The organism is Stenotrophomonas sp. RIT-551, assembly GCF_026241915.1.
GTDB classification, from domain to species: Bacteria; Pseudomonadota; Gammaproteobacteria; order Xanthomonadales; family Xanthomonadaceae; genus Stenotrophomonas; species Stenotrophomonas bentonitica_A.
In genome coordinates this window covers 183834-205252 of the sequence record NZ_JAPJIU010000003.1, presented here as the reverse complement: position 1 = coordinate 205252, position 21419 = coordinate 183834, and the positions used below count along the sequence as shown (strand labels likewise).

Genomic DNA, 21419 nt, shown 5'->3' with positions numbered 1-21419 from the left:
CTCCGGATCCTTGGAAGGTTGCGACCATAGCGGATAGGCCGTTGACGGCACCAGTCGGAAAATTCTGGAATTACCACCAGACCGTGAACCCGGTCACGGGATGGCTCAGCGGAAATCGCGGCTGTGGGTACGCACCCCATCGATCAGCGTATCGATGTTGTGCATCTGGCGCACGATCAGGTGCTGCACGCCGTCCACGCGTTCCAGGCGGCCATCGATCTGCATCATCCGGGCTTCGACCAGCACGCGGTGCTGCCGGTCGGCGATCTTGCGCCAGACCACCGCGTTGACCATGCCGCATTCGTCTTCCAGGGTGAGGAAGGTGACCCCGCTGGCGGTCTGCGGGCGCTGGCGCATGCGTACCAGCCCGGCAAAGCGCACGCTGCGCCCATGTGGCAATGCGGCCAGTTCGTCGGAACGGTGGCAACGGCGCTGACGCAGCTGGCTGCGGATGAAGGAGACCATGTGCCGGCCCAGCGTGGTGCCGGTGGTGTTGTAGTCGGCCTGCATGTCCTGGAAGGCGCTGGGCAGCGGCAGTGGCACGGCGGCTTCGGTGGTGGCACGGGCGGTCTCGAACAGCGGCAGCGGCTTCTCCACGCCGGAGACTTCCCAGCGCGCGCGATGGCGATGGCCGCTCAAGCCCTTGAGTGCGCCGGCATCGGCCAGCAGGCCTTGATGGCGACGGTCCAGCCGGGCGCGCTGGCTCAGGTCGGCGACGCTGTCGAAGGGCGCGCGGGTGCGTGCCTGCACCACGCCGGTGGCGACATCTTCGCTGAAGCCATCGATCAGGCGCAGCCCCAGCCGGATGCCGAACGGCCGGCCCGGCGAGGCGGGAGGCACCAGCGTGCAGTCCCATGCGCTGTAGCGCACATCCACCGGCAGCACCGGCACGCCATGGCGGCGCGCGTCCTGCAGGATCTGGTCCGGGGTGTAGAAGCCCAAGGGCTGGCTGTTGATCAGGCTGGCGGCAAACGCGGAAGGGTGGTGGCACTTGAGCCAGCAGCTGACATAGGTGATCAGCGCGAAACTGGCCGCGTGGCTTTCCGGAAAGCCATAACTGCCGAAGCCCTTGATCTGGTCGAACAGGCGCTCGCCATAGTCGCGGCTGTAGCCATTGGCGGCCATGCCGGCAAGCAGCTTGTCGCGGTGGGGCTCAAGCCCACCGTGGCGTTTCCACGCCGCCATCGAGCGGCGCAGTGCGTCGGCCTGCCCGGGGCTGAAGCCGGCGGCGGCGACGGCCAGCTGCATCACCTGTTCCTGGAACAGCGGCACGCCGAGGGTGCGCTTGAATACCTTCTCCAGGGCGGGCGGGTAGTCGATCTCTTCGATGCCTTCTTCCTTCAGCCGCTTCCGTCGATTCAGATACGGGTGGACCATGTCGCCCTGGATCGGGCCCGGGCGCACGATCGCCACTTCGATCACCAGATCGTAGAAACAGCGTGGCTGCATGCGCGGCAGCATCGCCATCTGCGCGCGCGACTCGATCTGGAACACGCCCAGGGTATCGGCGCGGCAGATCATGTCGTAGGTGGGCGCATCGCCCTGCGGAATCTTCGCCATGGTCATCGGCGGTCCGCCATGCGCTTCCAGCATCGCCAGGCATTTGCGCACCGCGGTGAGCATGCCCAGTGCCAGGCAGTCGACCTTCATCAGGCCGGTGACGTCCAGGTCGTCCTTGTCCCACTGGATCACGGTGCGGTCGGCCATGGCCGCGTTCTCCACAGGCACCATCGTGGACAGCGGATGTTCGGAGATCACGAAACCGCCCGGGTGCTGGGACAGGTGGCGCGGGAAGTCGACCAGTTCACTGGTCAGCGCCACCACGCGCCGCATCAACGGGGTCTCCGGATCGAAGCCGCGTTCGCGCAATGCCTCGGGCAGCGGCTCGTGGCTGCTCCAGCGGTCCAGGCAGGCGGCCAGTTCGTTGACCTGGTCCGGCGGCAGGCCCAGCACCCGCGCCACATCGCGCACCGCGCTGCGGCCACGGTAGCTGATCGCCACGGCGGTCAGTGCCGCACGCTCGCGACCGTAGCGGTTGAACACGTACTGCAGCACTTCCTCGCGGCGTTCGTGTTCGAAGTCGATGTCGATGTCCGGCGGCTCGTCGCGCTCGGCGGAGATGAACCGTTCGAACAGCAGCTCCATCTCGCTGGGATCGATCTCGGTCACGCCCAGCACGTAGCACACCGAGGAATTGGCGGCCGAGCCGCGGCCCTGGCACAGGATCTGCTGGCCGCGCGCGAAGCGCACGATGTCGTGCACGGTCAGGAAATAGGACTCGTACTGCTTGGTATGGATCAGCGCCAGCTCGTGTTCGATCTGGTGGCGCTGCCGGGGCGTCTCGCCCGCTGGCCACCGCCATTGCATGCCTTCTTCCACCAGTACCCGCAGCCAGCTGGCCGGGTCGTGGCCGGCCGGCACCAGTTCGCGTGGGTAGGTGTACTGCAGTTGCTTGAGATCGAAGTGGCAGCGCTCGGCGATGCGCAGGGTTTCGGCCAGCAGTTCGGGTGGGTAGAGCGTGGCCAGGGCCTGGCGGGTGCGCAGGTGGCGCTCGCCGTTGGGGAACAACCGCCAGCCGGCTTCGCCTAGCGTGCAGTGGTGGCCGATCGCGGTGAGGGTGTCCTGCAGCGCGCGGCGGCGGCGCACATGCATGTGCACATCGCCGCTGGCCACCAATGGAATGCCCTGGTCGCGGCCGAAACGACGCAGGCGCTGCAGGCGCGCGCGGTCGTCGGCCTCGCGGTGCAATTCAACCGCCAGCCACAGCCGCTGCGGGAAGCAGACCTGCAGCCACTGCGCATCCTCGATGGCCGGGGCAGGTGCCGGCCACAGGCACAGCAGGCCGGCGTGCAACTGCTCGATGTCGCTGCGCAGGCAGCGGTACTCGCCCTTGGGTGCACGCCGACGGCAGGTGGTGATCAGCTGGCACAGCGCGGCGTAGCTGCCCTGGTCGGTGCACAGCAGCACCAGTTTCGGGCCGTCTTCCAGTTGGAATTCGGCGCCGGTGATCAGGGGCAGCGCGTGCTTCTGCGCGGCCTGCCAGGCGCGCACGATGCCGGCCAGCGAGCACTCATCGGTGATCGCCAGCGCGCGGTAGCCCTGGCCCTTGGCACGCGCGAACAACTCCTCGGCGATGGACGCGCCACGCTGGAAACTGAAGGCCGACAGGCAATGCAGCTCGGCGTAGTCGGGCAGGGGCGCGCTCATGCGAACCAGCCGTGCAGCATGAACGGCCCGCTGCGTGCATCGGCGGCGGTATACGCCCACCCGCGTTGGCCCTGCGTGGTTTCCACCACGTAATAGTCGCGGCGGATGTCCCCGGCATCCCACCACCCCGATTCGATCCGTTCCGGTCCGGACAGGATGCGCAGGTGTGGATCCTGCAGCGCCTGCGGCTGGGCCAGCAACCAGCCCGGGCGCATTGGCAGCGGCGGCGGCGGTGCTTTGGGGGCGCCCTTGGCATCGCCGGTCGCGCGTTCGGGCCGATGGTCGGCGCGCAGCCCCAGCCCCTGCACGGCGTCATCGCCGAGCCGGGCACGCAGGCGTTCGCGCAACTGCTCCCATGGCATCGCCTGCTGCGGGCGCGGGTCGAACAGATCGCGTGCGGCCGGGACGAACGGCGGCAGCTGCTCGGCCTGCAGGCGCAGGCCACGGCTGCCGGCGGGCAACTGCAGATGATCGACGCGGTTGCGGGCCAGTTCGAACAGCATTGCCGGTTCGCGTTCGGGGGCGAGCAGGCCGATCGAGAGCCGTGTGTCGGGGTGGTTTTCGTGTTCGAACCACAGATCGAACTGCAGCACGCCGCCATCGCGCGAGCACAGGAACGCGGCCAGATCGGCGGTCAGGCGCCGCAGCGGGAACAGCATCGCCTGGGTGGACTCGACCTCGTACTCGAACTCGATGCGCGCATCGAAGCGGTCCGGTGGCTGGAAATAGCGCAGCGGTGGCGTGCTGATGCCGCGCAGTGCATCCAGATGCGCAAGGACCTGCGCTGGAAAGCGCCGGGCCAGGCTCTCGCGCGGCAGGCCGAACGCGGCGCCCAGCGTGCGCAGGCCCGAGCGCGCGAGCACCGTGACCGCCTCGGCCGGCAACCCGCTGCGTTCGATCGGCACCTGGGCCAGGGCCGCGTCCAGCTGGGGTGCAGCCACGCCGAGCCGGCCATGCACGCGGGCCAGCACGCTGGCGGCATGCGGATTCGGTGCGGCCACCAGCCGATGCCGGAAACCCAGTTCGGTCAGGCCACGGGTGAGCCGCTGCTCGACCTTCGGCCAATCACCGAACAGCGCGCGGCTGGCCCGGATTTCCAGCGCCATCGCATGCGGAAAATCCAGGCTGACCTGCGAGCTGATGCCGTACAGCCAGCTGGCCAGCAGCTGGCGGGTGGCCTGCTCGGCGCGTGGGTCGTACTCCACGATGAGCATGTCGCGGGTCAGCACCTGCGCGGCCGAGAGCAGCATGCCGCGGCGCAGCCCAAGCTGCCGGGCCGAGGGGCTGACCGCGTGCAGCACGCGCCGCTGCGCCGGGCCGGTGACCAGCACCAGCGGCGCGTCCGGATCGGGTTGCTGGCGCAGGGCGGCATCCAGCGCCAGGTGCGGCAGCAGCAGGCAGGCCCAATCCACGGCGGCGGCTCAATGGGCCACGGCCAGCGGCAGCGGCTGCGCCGGTGCCAGCCCGCCACGGCACTTGAGCACCCGCACCTGGCCATCGTCGAGCTGCAGGCGCAGCGCGGCCGGGGAGGGATTGCGCGCATGCCGGGCATCGCGGAAGGAAAAGCCCAGGCACTGGCCGGTTTCAGCGGCCACCTGCAGCCGGCGCAGCGCGCGGTCATCGGCCTGCTGCGGCCAGCACAGCACTGCGGCGCAGGCTGCCGAGCGCAGGCATTGTTCGGCCGCCCACAACGCATCGCGCGGGCTGGCCTGGACCACCTGCACCTGGCTCAGTGCCAGCCCGGCACGTGCCCAGGCCGGGGCATGCGGCAGGTGCGGCGGGGCGATCAGCACCACGGTCTGCTGTTGCTGGCTCAACCGCGCCAGGGTCGGCCAGACCAGCGCCAGCTCACCGACCCCGGGCGAGGCCAGCAGCACTTCCGACAGGGCCGAGGGCGGCCAGCCACCACCGGGCAGGCGGGCATCCAGTGCCGGGTGGCCGGTCGGGTGCGGCGCTACCTCGGGGAACGCCGTACGCGGCTGCCCCCGCCAGACCCGGCGGGTTTCCAGCAGCCGGTCCAGGGCCAGCACGGCGCCCATCAGCGGGCCTCCCGGCAGGGCTGGAGCAGGCGGAAACGGGCGGGAAACAAGGGCATGGCGGCGAGTATCGGCAGCACGCGTGTCAAAGGCTGAGACCGACAATCCTACCCGCAATTAGTAAAAATGCTAACGAATTCGACAGCCGGATTCCGAACCGGTTGAGGGTGCTGAATGCTTCAGCGAGAGCCTCCACGCATGGCGTGGATCTACACGGGAGGGGGGGCTCGGCGCCCTGTCGATGTACACCGAGCGGGGTCTTAGCGCCCCTGCGGATCAGGCCGGTGGTGCACGTACTCGACCACGGTGCCGTCCGGATGCACGGCGTTGAAGGCCGCGCCGGTCGGCACCACCTGCAGCGGGAAGATGATCTGCGCCCCGGCCGCCACCAGCCGGTCGTAGTACGGCTGCACGTCATCCACCAGCAGCGTGCCGGTGGTGGAAGTGAACGGGGCCAGCTTGTCCGGCGCGCCTTCGATCAGCAGGAACGCCCCGACCATCGCCAGGCGCAGGCCGGCCTCGGGGAACGGGAAACCCGCATCGGCCACCACGCCCTGCAACTGCTCGTAGAACGCCACCCGCGCTTCCAGTTCGCCCGGGCCGACGAACACCCGGATCAGCACCCGCGGGCTGCGTTGCCGGGAGGTGTCGTTGCGGTCGCGCCAGAGTTGATCGAAGTGGCGGTGTGGGGGCATGCGGTCGCTCCGGGACGTGAGCGGTCATTATCGATCGGCGATCCACCGGGAACCGGGCTGGGCTCATGACCACCGGTGATGGTGTGATAACCCCGCATCGCCCACCACGCCAGCAGTGCCAGCAGCGAGACGGCAGCGCCGGCCATGCACACCCCGGGCCAGCCGAAAGCGGCATACAGTGCACTGCCGGCCAACGCGCCCAGCCCGCTGCCTGCCGCGTAGAACAGCATGTAAGCGGCGATCACCTGTGCCTGCGCGTGCGGTGCGGCGGCCAGGATCCGGCTCTGGTTGGTGACGTGCAGCGCCTGCACGGCCAGATCGAGCAGCAGCACGCCCAGCACCAGCCAGCCCAGGTGATGGGACATCGCCGCGATCGGCGCCCAGCTCAGCAGCATCAGCCACAGGGCCCCGGTGGTGACCCGCCCGGCATGGCCCCGGTCACTCCAGTGCCCGCTGCGGGCCGCGGCCAACGCACCGAGCAGGCCGACCAACGCGAAAGCGCCGATGGCGGTGTGGCTGAGGGCATAGGGTGGCGCGCTGAGTGGCAGGCTCATGCTGCTCCAGAACACCCCGAACACGGTGAACAGCAGCAGGCCCAGCACGCCGCGCTGGCGCAGCACCGGCTGCTGCCGCAGCAGCGCGAACAAGCCGGTCCGCGCGCTGTGTGCGGCCGACACAGGCAATCGCGGCAGCCGTGCCCACAACAGGGTGCCGGTCACGATCATCAGCACTGCCGAGAGCAGGTACACCGCGCGCCAACCGCCCAGATCGGCCACCGCCCCGGCCACCACCCGTGCCAGCAGCAACCCGACCACCACGCCTGCCTGTGCGGCGCTGACCACCCGGCCACGCTCGTGCTCGCCCGCCGCGGCGGCGGCGTAGGCAATCAGCCCCTGGGTCATCGCGGTGCCGAGCAGGCCCACCGCCAGCATCCCCAGCAGCAGGCTCCAGGCCTGCGTGGCCAGCGCGACGGCCAGCAGCGCCAGCACCAGGCCGCCGGTCTGGACCGCCATCAGGCGGCGGCGGTCCATGCGGTCGCCCAGCGGCACGATCCATAACAAGGCGGCGACCGAACCGAGTTGGGTCGCCGCGATCACCGTGCCGACGCGGCCGGTGCTGATCTGCAGGTCGGCAGCCAGGGCGTCCAGCAGGGGCTGGGCGTAATAGACATTGGCCACGCTCAGGCCGGCCGCGCAGGCGAACAGCATCAGCAGGGACGAGGGGAGCGGGGAGGGGGCAGTGCCGGATGCGCTGGTCGCCATCAGTAAGTCTCAAAATAGAACCAGTTGATTCTGCAGGATGTGGTTCTAAAATGAAACTATGAGCGGAGAATCCTGATGGCCACCGAGTCGATGACACCCTGCCCGGTCGGGCGCGCGCTGGACCTGGTCGGCGACCGCTGGTCGCTGCTGATCGTGCGCGAGGCGTTCGATGGAGCAGGGCGCTTCAGTGATTTCCAGCGCCGCCTCGGGATGTCGCGCAGCATGCTCAGCCAGCGCCTGCAGGCCTTGCTGGAGGCCGATGTGCTGGCGCAGCAGCCGCTGGAGGAGGGGCGCAGCTACCAGCAGTACGTGCTCACCGAACGCGGCCGCGCGCTGTTCCCGTTGGTGGTGGCGCTGCGGCAGTGGGGCGAGGCCTTCCTGTTCGCGCCGGGCGAGCCGCGCTCGGTGCTGCAGGCCGACAGCGATGGCCTGCCCTTGGCGCTGATGCAGCCGCGTGACCAGCATGGGCAGGTGGTGGCGGCTGCCGACACCCAGGTGATCAAGCCGCCGTCGCCCTGATTCGGGGCGGGTTTCGCCGTCTCAAATGTAAGCATCCTGTTGACAGGCATGAACACGCTCGGACACTCTTCCGGGGTGAGGTGCCGGCAAGGGCCTCCCGGGTGGTGCGGCTGTCACGACGGGCGGAGGGGCCTGGACGTAGCCGTCATCGCCTTGCGTTGTAAACGGTTCCGCGCCCCTGCGCGTGGTTCCCGCCGATATGGCGCTGCACCCTTCTGCGGCAAGACTCCCTGGATTTATTGCGCAAGCAAAGGTGTTTCGTCCGCTCATGAAAACGATTTCAAAGCCCCTGGCCCTGACGGCCGCCATCGCGCTCTCGCTGAGCGCTTCCGCCTGGGCCGCTGCCCCGGCCGCCGCCACCGACGCGTTCACCGTATTGACCCTGGAACAGACCCCGGGTGAGCTGGATGCGGCCGTGGTCGCCGCACAGCTGGAACAGCTGCAGGTCGATGCCGTGACGGTGCGCAACGTGGAGCGCCGCGCCGACCGCGTGGATCCGCTGCAGGGTCTGGCCGATGCGCTGGGCTATCACTATCGTTTCGTGACCGCCGATCCGGCCGCCGCGCAGCAGACCGGCAGCGTCGTGCTGACCCGCCTGCCGATCGAGGCCGAGTCGGGCACCGAACAGCCGTCGCTGAATTACCTGCGCCTCAACGATGGCCGCCATGTGGTCGCGCTGTACACCAGTGCCGCCGATGCCGCGGCGCTGCCGCCGCTGGTCACCGGCTCACGCCTGGGCGCACCGGCCGTGCTGCTGGGCGCGGTGAGTGCCGATGCGGCCACCACCGCCGGCTTCGATCCGTCGCGTGTCGCGCTGGAAGCCAACGAAAGCTACTTCAGCGACGGCTTCCAGTCGGCTACCTCGGCCGCCATCAAGCTGCGCACCCATGACGGAAAGAAGGGCACCACCGCGGCCACGCTGCTGACCCTGGGCTACACCGCGCCGGTCGGTGGCGATACGCCATGGATGGACACCGGCCTGAACGCCGATGCCCGTGCCAAGGCACTGGTCGCGCAGATGACCGTGGACGAGAAGTTCCAGATGCTGCACAGCTACTTCGGGCTGGGCAAGGACGGCGGCCCGTTGCCCGAAGGTGCGGTCGGTTCGGCCGGCTTCGTGCCGGGCGTGCCGCGCCTGGGCATTCCGGCGCAGCAGTCGGCCGATGCCGGCGTCGGCGTGACCAACCCGGGTGGCCTGCGCAAGGGTGACCATGCCACGGCGATGCCGTCCGGCCCGTCCACCGCATCGAGCTGGAACCCGGACATCGCCTTCGCCGGCGGTGCCACCATGGGTCGCGAAGCCTGGCAGCAGCGCTTCAACATCCTGCTGGCCGGCAGCGTCAACCTGCAGCGCGACCCGCGCAACGGCCGCAACTTCGAATACGCCGGTGAAGATCCCCTGCTGGCCGGCGTGCTGGTGGGCGAGTCGATCCGCGGCGTGCAGAGCCAGCACGTGATCTCCACGATGAAGCACTTCGCGCTGAACGACATGGAGACCTCGCGCAATTTCCACAGCGCCGAGATTGGCGAGCAGGCGATGCGCGAATCGGACCTGCTGGCGTTTGAAATCGCCATGGACATCGGCAAGCCGGGTTCGGCGATGTGCTCGTACAACCGCATCAACGGCACCTACGGCTGCGAACACGATTACCTCATGAACGAGGTGCTCAAGCAGGAATGGAAGTTCCCCGGTTTCGTGATGTCCGACTGGGGCGGCGTGCACAGCGGCTCGAAGGCGGCGCTGGCCGGCCTGGACCAGCAGTCGGCCGGTGAAGTGTTCGACAAGGCGGTCTACTTCGATGAGCCGCTGCGCCTGGCCGTGGCCGGTGGCGTCGTGCCGCAGGCGCGCCTGGACGACATGGTCGGCCGCATCCTGCGCACCATGTTCGCGCACGGCAACTTCGACCTGCCGCCGGTGCACGAGCCGATCGATGACGAGGCCGGCTTCCTGGCCGCGCAGCGCACCGTCGAAGAAGGCAGCGTGCTGCTGCGCAATGCCGATGACCTGCTGCCGCTGGGCAAGGATGTGCAGCGCATCGTCATCATCGGTGGGCATGCCGACAAGGGCGTGATCGGCGGTGGTGGTTCCTCGATGGTGGGATGGACCGCCCGCGGCACCAATGCGGTGCCGGGCGTGATGCCGACCACCTGGCCGGGCCCGGTGATCTTCCACCCGTCCTCTCCGTTGGAAGCGCTGCGCGCCGAGCGTCCGGATGCCCGCATCGATTACGTGGATGGCCGCGATGTCGCGGCCGCCGCGCGCGCTGCCGCTGCGGCCGATGTCGCCATCGTGTTCGCCACGCAGTGGTCGGCCGAGTCGGTCGATCTGCCGCACATGCAGTTGCCGGACAACCAGGACGCGCTGATCGCCGGGGTGGCCAAGGCCAACCCGAAGACGGTGGTGGTGCTGGAAACCAATGGCCCGGTCGAGCTGCCGTGGCTGCAGCAGGTGCCGGCCATCCTGCAGGCCTGGTATCCGGGTATCCGCGGTGGCGAAGGCATCGCCGCGCTGCTGACCGGCAAGGTCAATCCGTCCGGCCGCCTGCCGGTGACCTGGCCGGTGGATGTCAGCCAGCTGCCGCGCCCGCACGTCAATGGCCTGGGCTTCAACCCGAAGAACAAGCCGGATGACACCATCGACTATGACATCGAAGGCGCCAACGTCGGTTACAAGTGGTTTGCCGCCAAGGGCCTGACCCCGCAGTACGCGTTCGGCCATGGCCTGTCCTACACCAGCTTCGGATACGACAACCTGACGGTGGTGGTGGAAGGCCAGCGCGTGGTCGCCAGCGTGGACGTGCGCAACACCGGCAAGGTCGCCGGTGCGGATGTGCCGCAGCTGTACCTGCAGCTGCCGCAGGGCAGCACCACTCCGATCCGCCTGATCGGCTTCCAGAAGGTGACGCTGCAGCCGGGCGAAAGCCGCCGGATCCGCATCGAGGCCGAGCCGAAGACGCTGGCCAGCTTCGACACCGCCGACAAGCAGTGGAAGATCGCCGGTGGGCAGTACGAAGTGCAGCTCTCGCGCGCGGCCAATGCACCGGTGCAGCGCGTGCCGCTGGAGCTGGCCGGGCAGGTGGTCCGCTGAGCTGACGGGCAGGGCACGACCGTGGGTCGTGCCTCCGGTCACCCCGGCAGGTGCTCACGCAGATGCGCCAGCAGCAGCCGGACCCGGCGCGAGGGCTGGGCGGTGTTGGGAAACACCGCATACACTCCCTGGCGCGGGAAGCGATGACGGCGCAGGATCGGCAGCAGCCGGCCCTGCGCCAGATCGTCATCGATCAACCAGTGCGGCAACACGGTCGCGCCGGCCCCGGCCAGCGCGAACGCCCGCAGGGTGGAGGCGTTGTCAACCGTGACCACCGCATGGGCGGGGTTGCAGGCAAACAGCTGGTCGCTGCCATCGGGCGCCACCAGTGGGAGATCCGCCAGGCGCGGATAGCCCAGCCTTGGCAGCGTGCGGACCCAGTCCGGATCATCGCGCGCGGCCTCATCGGGCAGCGTGGCCAACAACGATGGCGAGGCGACCGCGCACAGTGCGTGTTCGTCCAGCAGGGTCGCGCGCAGCTGCGAATCCTGCAGGCGCCCCAAGCGGATGGCCAGATCGAACCGCTCGGGAATCAGGTCCGCCGGCGCCGGTGAGGTGGACAGGTGCAGGCGCAGCTCGGGATGCAGGGCGCGGAATGAGTCCAGCACCGGCACGACCCGGGCGATCGCATATTCCGGCGTGGTGGTCAGGCGCAGCGTGCCGCGCAGTTGCATCTGTTCGCTGCGTGCTTCCTCGATGGCGAGCTCGGCAGTGGCCAACAGCGCCGTGCAGTGCTGGTAGAAGCGTTCACCGGCCTCGGTCAGGGCCAGGCTGCGGGTATTGCGTACCAGCAGGGTCACGCCCAGTTCCTGTTCCAGCCGCTTGAGGTTGAAGCTCACCACGGCGCGGCTCTGGCCGAGGCGCTGTGCGGCAGCGGTCAGACTGCCGGCATCGACAATCGCCTTGAAGGTCTCGAAGCGGTCCAGGCTGACCATGGGGGCGCTCTGACTGTCAAAAATGGTTTGACAGTCTTGCATCCGGTTGCCCGTTTATCCAGCCGCCGCCAACGCACATGCTGCCGCCTCGAAATCGGAGCGCGCCATGACATACCGGGCCAGAGTGGAAACGCTGTACCTGCTGGGATTCTCGCTGGATCTGGTGAACATGTTCATCGGCACCGTGGCCTATCCGGCCATCGCCGCGGAGCTGCAGGCCTCCGTACCGCAGCTGGCGTGGATCGGCAATGGCTACATGCTGGGCCTGACGCTGGTGATTCCACTGGGCAGTTGGCTGGCCGCGCGCCTGGGCGAACGCCGGGTGCTGTGCCTCTCGCTGGCCCTGTTTACCGTGGGCGCCGTGCTGGCAGGCACCGCGCCGAGCATCGAGTGGCTGATCGCGTGGCGCCTGCTGCAGGGGCTGGGCGGTGGGCTGTTGATTCCGGTGGGGCAGGCGATGGCCTACCGCGAATGCCCGCCGGCCGATCGTACGCGACTGACCGCCCGCATCATGGCGGTCGCACTGCTGGTGCCGGCGCTGTCACCGACGCTGGGCGGCCTGCTGGTGGAGTGGGGCTCGTGGCGCGGCGTGCTGCTGGTCAGTGTGCCGCTGGCCGTGCTGGCCTTCGCGCTGGCGGCCGCGTGGGTGCGCCCGGGTGCACCGGTGGCCGTGCCGGCATTGGACCGGCGTGGGCTGCTGCTGGGCTCCGTGGGCCTGAGCGCGTTGCTGGTCGCGCTGGGACTGCTCGCAGCGCCGGGGCAACGGATGCTGGGCGCGTGCCTGTTGGTGGTCGCCACCCTGGTGCTGGCGATGTATGCCCGCAGTGCGCGCCGGACGGATCATCCGGTCCTGCAGTGGTCGTTGCTGCGGCATGCGTCGCTGCGGCTGGCGATGACGGTCTACCTGCTGGTGCCCGGGACCTTCATCGGCACCCAGCTGGTGGCGACGTTGCTGCTGCATGGGCAAGGCTACGGCGCCGCCGCCATCGGTGGCTTCATGCTGCCGTGGGCGATCGCCTCGGCCTGTGCGATCGCCACGGCACGGCACTGGCTGCCGCGCATCGGGGCGCGCCCACTGCTGAGTGCCGGGATGGGATGCCAGGCCGTCGGTATCGTGCTGCTGATCGCCGTGCAGGCCCAGCAGCCCTGGCTTCCCGTGCTGGCCTTCGCGCTGATGGGCCTGGGTGGCAGCCTGTGCAGCAGCAGCGCCCAGACGCTCGCCTTCCAGAGGCTGGCCGATGCGGAGCTGCTGCCGGGCAGCGCGCTGTGGAATCTCAACCGCCAACTCAGCTTCTGCCTGGCCGCCGCGGTGCTGGCCTGTGTGCTGGCGGTGCTCTCTTCGGTGACGTGGGATCACGCCTTTGCACTCACCCTGGTGCTGGCGGCGGCCATGAGCCTGCTGCCGCTCCTTCCCTTGTGGCGCCTGCCGGCGTCCGCCCTTTCCTTGAGAACCTCCCCATGAATGACACCTTTGCCTTCAATGAGATCCACGACCTGCATGTGCTGATCGAAGACTGGTTCACCGGCTGCTCGCCGGTGGCGGCGCTCGATACCCTGCTGGCCCGTTTCAGCGAGGACTTCAGCATGGTCGGCATCCGTGGTGTCCGCCTGGACAAATCCACGCTGGCCGGCTTCTTCGCTGTCGCGCATGGCAGCCGGCCGGGATTGCGCATCACCATCGATGCAATGACGTACCTGCCGCTGGGCACAGGCGCATGCGCGGTGCGCTATCGGGAAGACCAGCGCGACGCACAGGGCACCGGCAATCGGCGCGAGTCCTTGGCCATTCTTGTTGGCGGCACCGACGGCATGCTGCGCTGGCAGGCTTTGCACGAAACGGTGGTTGGCGGCTGAATGGGGACGAAGGCCCTGCGCCAGGCCAATCGGCATCTACCGGTGCGGGCCGGGCAGCGCTAGGCTCCGGACGTTGCCTTCACTGCCGGGAGAGAGCCCATGCGTGTGCGTGTATTGCCAGTTGCGCTGTTGAGTCTGATGGTCGCCGCCAGTGTGTCGGCGCAGACCTCGCCGATGACCCCGGACATTCCGGCCAAGGGCTTCGTGACCCCCACGGCGCAGGACAACTACGACAAGCGCGTGGTGATGGTGCCGATGCGTGATGGCACGAAGCTCTATACGGTGATCGTGGTACCCAAGGGCGCCAGGAATGCGCCGATCCTGCTGACCCGCACGCCCTACGATGCGGCCAATCGTGCCAAGCGCATGGATTCGCCGAACATGCGTGACATCCTGCCGCAGGGCGATGAAGTGTTCGTGGATGGCGGCTACATCCGCGTGTTCCAGGACATCCGCGGCAAGTACGGCTCCGAGGGCGATTACGTGATGACCCGGCCGCTACGCGGGCCGCTCAACAACACCAAGGTCGACCACGCCACCGATGCCTGGGACACCATCGATTGGCTGGTCAAGCACGTGCCAGAAAGCAACGGCAAGGTGGGCATGCTGGGCTCGTCCTACGAGGGCTTCACCGTGGTGATGGCACTGACCAACCCGCACCCGGCGTTGAAGGTGGCCGCGCCGCAGAGCCCGATGATCGATGGTTGGATGGGCGACGACTGGCTCAACTACGGCGCGTTCCGGCAGGTCAATTTCGGCTACTTCACCGGCCAGTTGGCCAAGCGCGGCAAGGGCCCGGCGATTCCCAGCGTGGGCTACGACGATTACACCACCTTCCTGCGCGCCGGCTCGGCCGGTGACTACGCCAGGGCCAACGGGCTGGACCAGTTGCCGTGGTGGCACAAGCTGATCGAGCACCCCAGCTACGATGCGTTCTGGCAGGAACAGGCGCTGGACGCGCGCATGGCCAGAACCGAACTGAAGGTCCCCACGATGTGGCTGCAGGGCCTGTGGGACCAGGAAGACATGTGGGGCGCGGTACACAGCTATGCGGCGATGGAGCCGCGTGACACCGGCAACACGCTGAACTATCTGGTGATGGGGCCGTGGCGGCACAGCCAGGTCAACTATGACGGCAGCAGCCTGGGCGCGTTGAAGTTCGAGGGCGACACCGCGCTGCAGTTCCGCCGCGATGTACTCAAGCCGTTCTTCGATCAGTACCTGGTCGATGGCGCGCCCAAGGCGCAGACACCGCCGGTGTTGATCTACAACACCGGGGAGAACCACTGGGACAAGCTGCAGCAGTGGCCGCGCAGCGCGGCGCAGTCCCGGCCGCTGTACCTGCGCGCGGGCGGCAGGCTGTCCTTTGAAGCACCACAGGCGGGGGAGGCCACGTTCGAGGCGTATGTATCCGATCCGGCCAAGCCGGTGCCGTTCGTACCGCGCCCGGTGCGGTTTGCTGACCGCGATATGTGGACGAGTTGGCTGGTGAAGGACCAGCGTTTCGTGGATGGTCGCCCGGACGTGCTCACCTTTGTCAGCGAGCCGCTGACCGAGCCGCTGCGGATCGGTGGCGCACCGCAGGTGAATCTGCAGGCGGCCACGAGTGGCAGCGACAGCGACTGGGTGGTGAAACTGATCGATGTGTATCCGGACCAGACCCCGTCGACGCCGGAGATGGGCGGCTACGAGCTGTCGGTCTCGATGGCGATCTTCCGTGGCCGGTATCGCGAAAGCTTCAGCGACCCGAAGGCGATCGCGAGCAACCAGGTACTGGATTACAAATTCGGTCTGCCGACCGCGAACCATGTGTTCCAGCCGGGCCACCGGGTGATGGTGCAGGTGCAGTCGAGTCTGTTCCCGCTGTACGACCGCAACCCGCAGACGTTCGTGCCGAACATCTACCTCGCCAAGCCGGGCGATTACCAGAAGGCAACGCAGCAGGTCTGGCATTCGCCGCAGCAGGCCAGCTTCATTTCGTTGCCGGTGTACTGAACCCTTGAAGGAGGTGCCGGCCACCGGCCGGCACTTCCAGCATGCAGCGCATCTCGCCCTGGTGGGCCGGAACGTGCATCCGGCCCAACAGGATCAACACTCAACCGTCGATCGTCGGGTAGTCGGTGTAGCCGTGCGCGCCACCGCCGTACAGCGTGTCCTTGTCCAGCTCGGACAGCGCCACGCCCAGACGGAAGCGCTCGACCAGATCGGGATTGGCGATGAAGGGACGACCGAAGGCGACCATGTCGGCATAGCCGGAGGCGACCGCCGCTTCGGCACGCGCCTGGTCGTAACCGTTGTTGGCGATCCATGCGCCCTTGAACTTGGCGCGCAGCGCGGCGTAGTCGAAGGCGATGTTGTCGCGCGGGCCGCCGGTCGCGCCTTCGATCACATGGATGAAAGCGAGCGGGCCGATGGCATCCAGACGCTCCACGGCGCGTTCGAACAACGGCTGCGGGTTGGAGTCGGCAGCGTCGTTGGCTGGCGTCACCGGCGAGAGACGTACGCCGGTGCGTTCTGCACCGATTTCCGAAACGATCGCGCTGACCACTTCATCCAGCAGGCGGGTGCGGTTTTCGATGCTGCCACCGTATTCGTCGGTGCGCTGGTTGCTGCCATCACGCAGGAACTGGTCGATCAGGTAGCCGTTGGCAGCATGCACTTCCACACCGTCGAAGCCGGCCGTGATGGCGTTGCGTGCGGCCTGGCGATAGTCCTGGATCAGGCCGGGAATCTCGTCCAGGCGCAGGGCGCGCGGCTCGGAGACATCTTCAAAGCCCTTGGCGGTGAAGGTCTTCGCATCGGCGCGCAGGGCACTCGGCGCCACCGGTACCTCGCCCTCGGGCAGCAGGCTGGTATGCGAGATGCGGCCGACGTGCCACAGCTGCAGCACGATCTTGCCACCGCGCGCGTGCACGGCGTCGGTGACCTTTTTCCAGGCATCGATCTGGTCCTGGCTGTAGATGCCGGGCGTATCCAGATAGCCCTGGCCCAGCGGACTGATCTGGGTGGCCTCGGCGATGATCAGCCCGGCGCTGGCGCGCTGTTCGTAGTACTGGATGGCCAGAGGATTGGGAATGCGGTCCTTGATGGCGCGGTTGCGGGTCAGCGGTGCCATCGCGACGCGGTTGGCGACGTCGATGGCCCCCAGACGGGTGGGGGAGAACAATTGGCCGTCAGTGGAATCTGTCATGGGCTTACCTTGGGGGAGGGCGACCGCCAGCGGCGGATGAAAGAAAGGATGTGGGCGTACGACCCCGAGCATAGGGGCAGGTGCGTTGCAGCGATGGGAAGGATTGTTGCGGAGCACGCTGTGCACGTTCTGTAACGTCTTCGCGGCGTATGGTCGAGGCATGGGCAGGCAGTGCCCGCAGCCTTATTCCAACCCGAGGAACAACGCGATGATTGATTATCAGCTCAAGGGAAAGGTCGCCATCGTCACCGGCGGCGTCTCCGGTATCGGCCTGGCCGTGGCCGAACTGCTGGCCGATTCCGGCGCGGCGGTGGCGGTGTGGGATCTCAAGGCCGACGCCGTCGAGAAGACCGCCGAGGCGCTGCGCAGCAAAGGGGTGAAATCGATCGGCATCGCCTTGAACGTCACCGACGAGCACGCGGTGGAAGCAGCCGTGAAGCAGACCGTGCAGGAACTCGGTGGGCTGGACATCGCAGTGAACAACGCGGGTATCGGCGGGCCGTCGGCGGCCAGTGGCGATTACCCCGTGGATGGCTGGAGGAACGTCATCGACGTCAATCTCAACAGCGTATTCGTGTGCCAGCGGGCGCAGATCCAGGCGATGCGCAGCGCGGGCAAGGGCGGCAGCATCATCAACATGGCCTCCATCCTGGGCCAGGTCGGTTTCAACAATTCGGCGGCCTATGTTGCGGCCAAGCATGGCGTGGTCGGCCTGACCCAGACGGCGGCGTGGGAACACGCGGCGGACAAGATCCGCATCAATGCGGTGGGCCCGGGCTTCATCGCCACCCCGTTGCTGGACAAGATGGACCCGAAGGTGAAGCAGGCGCTGGAAAGCAAGCATGCGCTGGGACGCCTCGGCAAGCCGGAAGAAGTCGCCGCACTGGTGGCCTGGCTGGCCAGCGCGGATGCGGGTTTTGCAACCGGCACTTACTACGCGATCGATGGCGGATACCTGGCCCAGTAAGACACGTGGTGGCAGGCTCACCCGGGCCTGCCGCTGGTTTCACGGTCCCCAGACGCCCCTGTCTGCGACGCTCCGTCCATTGCCGGATGAGAGACGCAGATGGGACTGGAACAAGATCTATCGATCCTGCTGCGGATTGCCGTGGCCATGCTGCTGGGCGCCACGCTCGGCATCGAACGCGAGATGGGCAAGCACGCCGCCGGACTGCGCACGCACATGCTGATCGCCGGTGCAGCCGCACTGATTGTCGGCTTGGGCGACAGCATTGCCGAACACTTCCAGGAGGAACGCTACCGTGACCTGCTGCAGGTCGATCCGGTGCGTCTGATCGAGGCGGTGGTGGCCTGTGTCGGCTTCGTTGCCGCCGGCACGATCCTGCGGGGCTCGCGCGATGACCAGGTCAGCGGCCTTACCACCGCCAGTTCACTCATCATGTCCGCCGCGATCGGTATCGCGGTTGGCATCGGCGAGTATGTGATCGCTGTCGGGGTGAGTGTGTTGTGCCTGATCGTGCTGGTGGTATTCAGCCGTATCGCCAGAAAACTGGAGTCGTCATGAGCAGCGAACGTCCCTTCGAGATCCAGCGCATCGACCATGTGGTGCTGCGTGTGCAGGATCTGCCCCGCGCGGTGCGCTTCTACTGTGACGTTCTGGGCTGCACCGTCGCCCGCGAACGGCCGTCGCTGGGCATGGTGCATCTGCATGCCGGTGAGTCGCTGATCGATCTGATCAGCGTGGACGGTCCGCTGGGAATCAAGGGCGGTGCGGCGCCCGGGCGGGAAGGGCGCAATGTCGAGCATGTCTGCCTGCGCGTGGAACCGTTCGATGCCGAGCAGGTGCGCGTGCATCTGCAGGGACTGCAGGTAGAGCTCAGTGGGCCGGCCGAGCGCAATTACGGTGCCGAGGGCGATGGCCTCTCGCTGCGCCTGCGCGATCCGGACGGCAACTCGGTGGAACTCAAAGGTCGTTCGAACGACTGCGGCTGCTGAATGGTAGGACCAATATTCGGACGTAGACCTATGGTCTAATAGGCTCGTCTCGCGTTTGGCGTTTCAATGCGGGCAGTTCCAACAGGCAGTTTGGTTATTGGTACTACCAATAATCGCTGTTGGACGTTCTCGGCTCGCGCGGTGCTGACCGCGCGGACCCCTGTCCGTCTTGATGAGATCCGCCGATGCAGGCCTGGCAACAACTGTATGACCCCGCTGGCAACCTCTGGCTGTCCAGCCTGATCGCGCTGCTGCCGATCGCCTTCTTCTTTGTCGCCCTGGCCGTGTTGCGCATGAAGGGATGGCTGGCCGGCACGATCACCGTGGTGATCGCGTTGGCGGTGGCCCTGCTGTTCTATCGGATGCCCCTGTCGCAGGCGCTGGCAGCAGCCGGTTATGGCTTCGTCTACGGTTTGTGGCCGATCGCCTGGATCATTCTGGGTGCGGTGTTCCTGTACAAGGTCTCGGTCAAGACCGGACAGTTCGACATCATCCGGGCGTCGATCCTGTCGGTCACCGAAGACCAGCGCCTGCAGATGCTGATGGTCGGCTTTGCGTTTGGCGCGTTCCTGGAAGGGGCGGCCGGCTTCGGAGCGCCGGTGGCGATCACCGCTGCGCTGCTGGTCGGGCTGGGCTTCAAGCCGCTGTATGCCGCCGGCCTGTGCCTGATCGTCAATACCGCGCCGGTGGCCTTCGGCGCGATGGGCATTCCGATCATCGTGGCCGGGCAGGTGACCGGGCTGGATGCATTCGAGATCGGGCAGATGGCCGGGCGCCAGCTGCCGTTCCTGACCGTCATCGTGCTGTTCTGGATCATGGCGATCATGGACGGCTGGCGCGGCATCAAGGAAACCTGGCCAGCGGTGCTGGTGGCCGGTGGTTCGTTCGCGATCGCCCAGTACCTGACCTCCAACTTCATTGGCCCGGAGCTGCCGGACATCACCGCCTCGCTGACGTCGCTGGTCTGCCTGACCCTGTTCCTGCGCAAGTGGACGCCGGTGCGCATCTTCCGCTTCGATACCGAGACCAGCGCACACGCTGCCGCCCAGGCACTGGAGGCACCGCGCTATTCCACCGGCCAGATCGTCAAGGCATGGTCGCCGTTCCTGATCCTGACCGCGATGGTCACGATCTGGAGCATCAAGCCGTTCAAGGCGCTGTTCGCCACCGGGGGTGCGCTGGAGCACTGGGTGCTGAAGATTCCGGTACCGGCGCTGGATCAGCTGGTGCTGAAAATGCCGCCGATCGTGCCGGTCCCGACCGGCTACGAGGCGGTCTACACGTTCGATGCGGTCTCGGCCACCGGCACGGCGATCATGCTGGGCGCGGTGATCGCGATCGTGCTGCTGAAAATGCGCCCGGCCGCGGCGCTGCGCACATTCGGCGAAACCGCCCGGGAGCTCAAGGTGCCGATCTACTCCATCGGCATGGTGCTGGCGTTTGCCTTCATCGCCAACTACTCGGGCCTGTCGGCCACGCTGGCGCTGGCCCTGGCACATACCGGCAAGGCCTTCACCTTCTTCTCGCCGTTCCTGGGCTGGCTGGGCGTGTTCCTGACCGGCTCGGATACGTCCTCCAATGCGCTGTTCTCCGCGCTGCAGGCCACCACTGCCCAGCAGATCGGCGTATCCGAGGTGCTGCTGGTCGCGGCCAACACCACCGGCGGGGTGACCGGCAAGATGATCTCGCCGCAGTCGATCGCGATTGCCTGCGCGGCAGTCGGGCTGGCCGGCAAGGAATCGGACCTGTTCCGCTTCACGGTCAAGCACAGCCTGATCTTCACCGTGATGGTCGGCATCATCACCACGGTGCAGGCCTACTGGCTGACCTGGATGATTCCCTGAGCCCATGCGCGGCAGTCCGGCTACCGGCATCGACCCCATCGCCCGCCACGCGGGCGACAATGGCGGCATGAAGAACGAACGCCTGTCCGACAAGGTGGCCGCGCAGCTGCGCAGCCTGATCCGTGAGCAGAACCTGCAGCCGGGTGACCGCCTGCCGGCCGAACGACCGCTGGCGGTGCAGCTGGGGGTCTCGCGCACGGCGCTGCGCGAGGCGATCGCGCAGCTGGCCAGCCAGGGCCTGCTGAGCGCGCGGGTCGGCGGCGGCACCTACGTGAGCGAGCCGGCGGCCCGTGCCCGGCAGGCCATCGATGAGCCGTTGATCCCGTACCTGCCGCTGTTCCAGGGCGACCCGGAATACCGCTTCGACGTGCTGGAAATCCGCCACGCGCTGGAAGGGGCGACTGCGTGGCACGCCGCCTTGCGCGCCACCGACGAAGACCGCGCGAAGATCCGCCAGGCCTTCGACACCATGATGGCTGCGCATGGCAAGGACGATCCGGCCGGCGAAGCGCAGGCCGATGCCGCCTTCCACCTGGCCATCGCCGAGGCCTCGCACAACCTGGTGCTGCTGCAGGTGATGCGTGGCCTGTTCGAGCTGCTGCAGACCAACATCTCGCAGAGCCGCGAGAAGCTCTATACCTCCGCCCGCACCTTCGAGCCGCTGTCCGTCCAGCACCGCGAGATGATGGATGGCGTGCTCTCCGGCGACCCCGAACGCGCGCGTGCCGCCGCACACGCGCACCTGGAATTCGTGCACACCTCCCTGCGCACGCTCGATGACAACGAGGCCCGGCGCGCACGTGCGTCACGGCTTCCTTCTTCCCACGGTTGAC

General features: G+C 67.6%; 17 protein-coding genes. 10 read left to right on the top strand and 7 right to left on the bottom strand.

The window, feature by feature from the left end; translation table 11 throughout:
* Positions 1-105: 105 nt before the first annotated feature.
* The 5 genes from ORK51_RS05400 to ORK51_RS05380 all read right to left on the bottom strand — a co-directional run bounded on the left by ORK51_RS05400 (position 106) and on the right by ORK51_RS05380 (position 7200).
* Positions 106-3207 carry an error-prone DNA polymerase gene (locus ORK51_RS05400; protein ID WP_261996812.1) on the bottom strand — a complete coding sequence of 1034 codons (3102 nt, stop codon included), beginning with the start codon at positions 3205-3207 and terminating at the stop codon, positions 106-108.
* Positions 3204-4619: a Y-family DNA polymerase gene (locus ORK51_RS05395; protein ID WP_266084439.1), complete on the bottom strand. Its 1416-nt coding sequence runs from the start codon at positions 4617-4619 to the stop codon at positions 3204-3206. Before ORK51_RS05395 ends, ORK51_RS05400 begins: the two co-directional genes overlap by 4 nt.
* A 9-nt stretch (positions 4620-4628) precedes the next feature.
* Entirely contained in the window at positions 4629-5246 is a 618-nt protein-coding gene (gene imuA, locus ORK51_RS05390) for a translesion DNA synthesis-associated protein ImuA (RefSeq protein ID WP_019185067.1), read from the bottom strand.
* A 257-nt stretch (positions 5247-5503) separates the two neighbouring features.
* Positions 5504-5938 carry a VOC family protein gene (locus ORK51_RS05385; protein WP_070425312.1) on the bottom strand — a complete coding sequence of 145 codons (435 nt, stop codon included), beginning with the start codon at positions 5936-5938 and terminating at the stop codon, positions 5504-5506.
* Complete coding sequence (locus ORK51_RS05380; protein WP_266084438.1) at positions 5860-7200, bottom strand: MFS transporter; 1341 nt, start codon at positions 7198-7200, stop codon at positions 5860-5862. The genes ORK51_RS05385 and ORK51_RS05380 overlap by 79 nt, the downstream gene beginning before the upstream one ends.
* Before the next feature lie 75 nt (positions 7201-7275).
* Here ORK51_RS05380 and ORK51_RS05375 point away from each other — a divergent pair, with 75 nt between their 5' ends.
* Together ORK51_RS05375 and ORK51_RS05370 are read left to right on the top strand one after the other, a co-directional pair.
* A complete protein-coding gene (locus ORK51_RS05375) occupies positions 7276-7719 on the top strand; it encodes a winged helix-turn-helix transcriptional regulator (RefSeq protein WP_266084437.1) in 444 nt (147 codons plus the stop codon).
* 268 nt (positions 7720-7987) lie between these two features.
* Positions 7988-10807, top strand: coding sequence for a beta-glucosidase (locus tag ORK51_RS05370; RefSeq protein WP_083279757.1), 2820 nt, complete (start codon positions 7988-7990; stop codon positions 10805-10807).
* A gap of 38 nt (positions 10808-10845) precedes the next feature.
* Here the strand turns inward: ORK51_RS05370 and ORK51_RS05365 are convergent, their stop codons facing one another.
* On the bottom strand, positions 10846-11742 hold the full coding sequence (locus tag ORK51_RS05365) for a LysR family transcriptional regulator (RefSeq protein ID WP_266084436.1): 897 nt from the start codon (positions 11740-11742) through the stop codon (positions 10846-10848).
* A 106-nt stretch (positions 11743-11848) separates the two neighbouring features.
* Between ORK51_RS05365 and ORK51_RS05360 the strand changes: the two genes are divergently transcribed.
* From ORK51_RS05360 to ORK51_RS05350, 3 genes are all read left to right on the top strand, one after another.
* Positions 11849-13204, top strand: coding sequence for an MFS transporter (locus tag ORK51_RS05360; RefSeq protein ID WP_266084435.1), 1356 nt, complete (start codon positions 11849-11851; stop codon positions 13202-13204).
* Positions 13201-13596 (top strand): hypothetical protein, encoded by a 396-nt coding sequence (locus tag ORK51_RS05355; protein ID WP_266084434.1) that lies wholly within the window; start codon positions 13201-13203, stop codon positions 13594-13596. Before ORK51_RS05360 ends, ORK51_RS05355 begins: the two co-directional genes overlap by 4 nt.
* 99 nt (positions 13597-13695) lie before the next feature.
* A complete protein-coding gene (locus tag ORK51_RS05350; RefSeq protein WP_266084433.1) occupies positions 13696-15591 on the top strand; it encodes a CocE/NonD family hydrolase in 1896 nt (631 codons plus the stop codon).
* 100 nt (positions 15592-15691) lie between these two features.
* Here ORK51_RS05350 and ORK51_RS05345 read toward each other — a convergent pair whose 3' ends face one another.
* The gene (locus tag ORK51_RS05345) at positions 15692-16786 is read right to left on the bottom strand and encodes an alkene reductase (protein WP_266084432.1); all 1095 of its coding nucleotides are present in this window, start codon (positions 16784-16786) and stop codon (positions 15692-15694) included.
* Positions 16787-16994: 208 nt separating this feature from the next.
* Between ORK51_RS05345 and ORK51_RS05340 the strand changes: the two genes are divergently transcribed.
* From ORK51_RS05340 to lldR, 5 genes are all read left to right on the top strand, one after another.
* A complete protein-coding gene (locus tag ORK51_RS05340) occupies positions 16995-17753 on the top strand; it encodes an SDR family NAD(P)-dependent oxidoreductase (RefSeq protein ID WP_070425303.1) in 759 nt (252 codons plus the stop codon).
* 99 nt (positions 17754-17852) lie between these two features.
* Complete coding sequence (locus ORK51_RS05335) at positions 17853-18311, top strand: MgtC/SapB family protein (RefSeq protein WP_019185078.1); 459 nt, start codon at positions 17853-17855, stop codon at positions 18309-18311.
* A complete protein-coding gene (locus ORK51_RS05330) occupies positions 18308-18742 on the top strand; it encodes a VOC family protein (RefSeq protein WP_019185079.1) in 435 nt (144 codons plus the stop codon). The genes ORK51_RS05335 and ORK51_RS05330 overlap by 4 nt, the downstream gene beginning before the upstream one ends.
* Before the next feature lie 185 nt (positions 18743-18927).
* Positions 18928-20586, top strand: a complete 1659-nt coding sequence (gene lldP, locus ORK51_RS05325) for an L-lactate permease (RefSeq protein ID WP_266084431.1) — start codon at positions 18928-18930, stop codon at positions 20584-20586.
* A 67-nt stretch (positions 20587-20653) separates the two neighbouring features.
* Entirely contained in the window at positions 20654-21418 is a 765-nt protein-coding gene (gene lldR / locus ORK51_RS05320) for a transcriptional regulator LldR (protein ID WP_070427410.1), read from the top strand.
* Position 21419: the final 1 nt, after the last annotated feature.

What these genes read in the sequence shown, in the direction of transcription:
- ORK51_RS05375 (WP_266084437.1), top strand. Translation starts at nt 7,276, where the DNA reads ATGGCCACCGAGTCGATGACACCCTGCCCGGTCGGGCGCGCGCTGGAC.
- ORK51_RS05360 (WP_266084435.1), top strand. Translation starts at nt 11,849, where the DNA reads ATGACATACCGGGCCAGAGTGGAAACGCTGTACCTGCTGGGATTCTCG.
- ORK51_RS05370 (WP_083279757.1), top strand. Translation starts at nt 7,988, where the DNA reads ATGAAAACGATTTCAAAGCCCCTGGCCCTGACGGCCGCCATCGCGCTC.
- ORK51_RS05380 (WP_266084438.1), bottom strand. Translation starts at nt 7,200, where the DNA reads ATGGCGACCAGCGCATCCGGCACTGCCCCCTCCCCGCTCCCCTCGTCC.
- ORK51_RS05400 (WP_261996812.1), bottom strand. Translation starts at nt 3,207, where the DNA reads ATGAGCGCGCCCCTGCCCGACTACGCCGAGCTGCATTGCCTGTCGGCC.
- ORK51_RS05345 (WP_266084432.1), bottom strand. Translation starts at nt 16,786, where the DNA reads ATGACAGATTCCACTGACGGCCAATTGTTCTCCCCCACCCGTCTGGGG.
- lldR (WP_070427410.1), top strand. Translation starts at nt 20,654, where the DNA reads ATGAAGAACGAACGCCTGTCCGACAAGGTGGCCGCGCAGCTGCGCAGC.
- lldP (WP_266084431.1), top strand. Translation starts at nt 18,928, where the DNA reads ATGCAGGCCTGGCAACAACTGTATGACCCCGCTGGCAACCTCTGGCTG.
- ORK51_RS05350 (WP_266084433.1), top strand. Translation starts at nt 13,696, where the DNA reads ATGCGTGTGCGTGTATTGCCAGTTGCGCTGTTGAGTCTGATGGTCGCC.
- ORK51_RS05355 (WP_266084434.1), top strand. Translation starts at nt 13,201, where the DNA reads ATGAATGACACCTTTGCCTTCAATGAGATCCACGACCTGCATGTGCTG.
- ORK51_RS05385 (WP_070425312.1), bottom strand. Translation starts at nt 5,938, where the DNA reads ATGCCCCCACACCGCCACTTCGATCAACTCTGGCGCGACCGCAACGAC.
- imuA (WP_019185067.1), bottom strand. Translation starts at nt 5,246, where the DNA reads ATGGGCGCCGTGCTGGCCCTGGACCGGCTGCTGGAAACCCGCCGGGTC.
- ORK51_RS05340 (WP_070425303.1), top strand. Translation starts at nt 16,995, where the DNA reads ATGATTGATTATCAGCTCAAGGGAAAGGTCGCCATCGTCACCGGCGGC.
- ORK51_RS05365 (WP_266084436.1), bottom strand. Translation starts at nt 11,742, where the DNA reads ATGGTCAGCCTGGACCGCTTCGAGACCTTCAAGGCGATTGTCGATGCC.
- ORK51_RS05330 (WP_019185079.1), top strand. Translation starts at nt 18,308, where the DNA reads ATGAGCAGCGAACGTCCCTTCGAGATCCAGCGCATCGACCATGTGGTG.
- ORK51_RS05335 (WP_019185078.1), top strand. Translation starts at nt 17,853, where the DNA reads ATGGGACTGGAACAAGATCTATCGATCCTGCTGCGGATTGCCGTGGCC.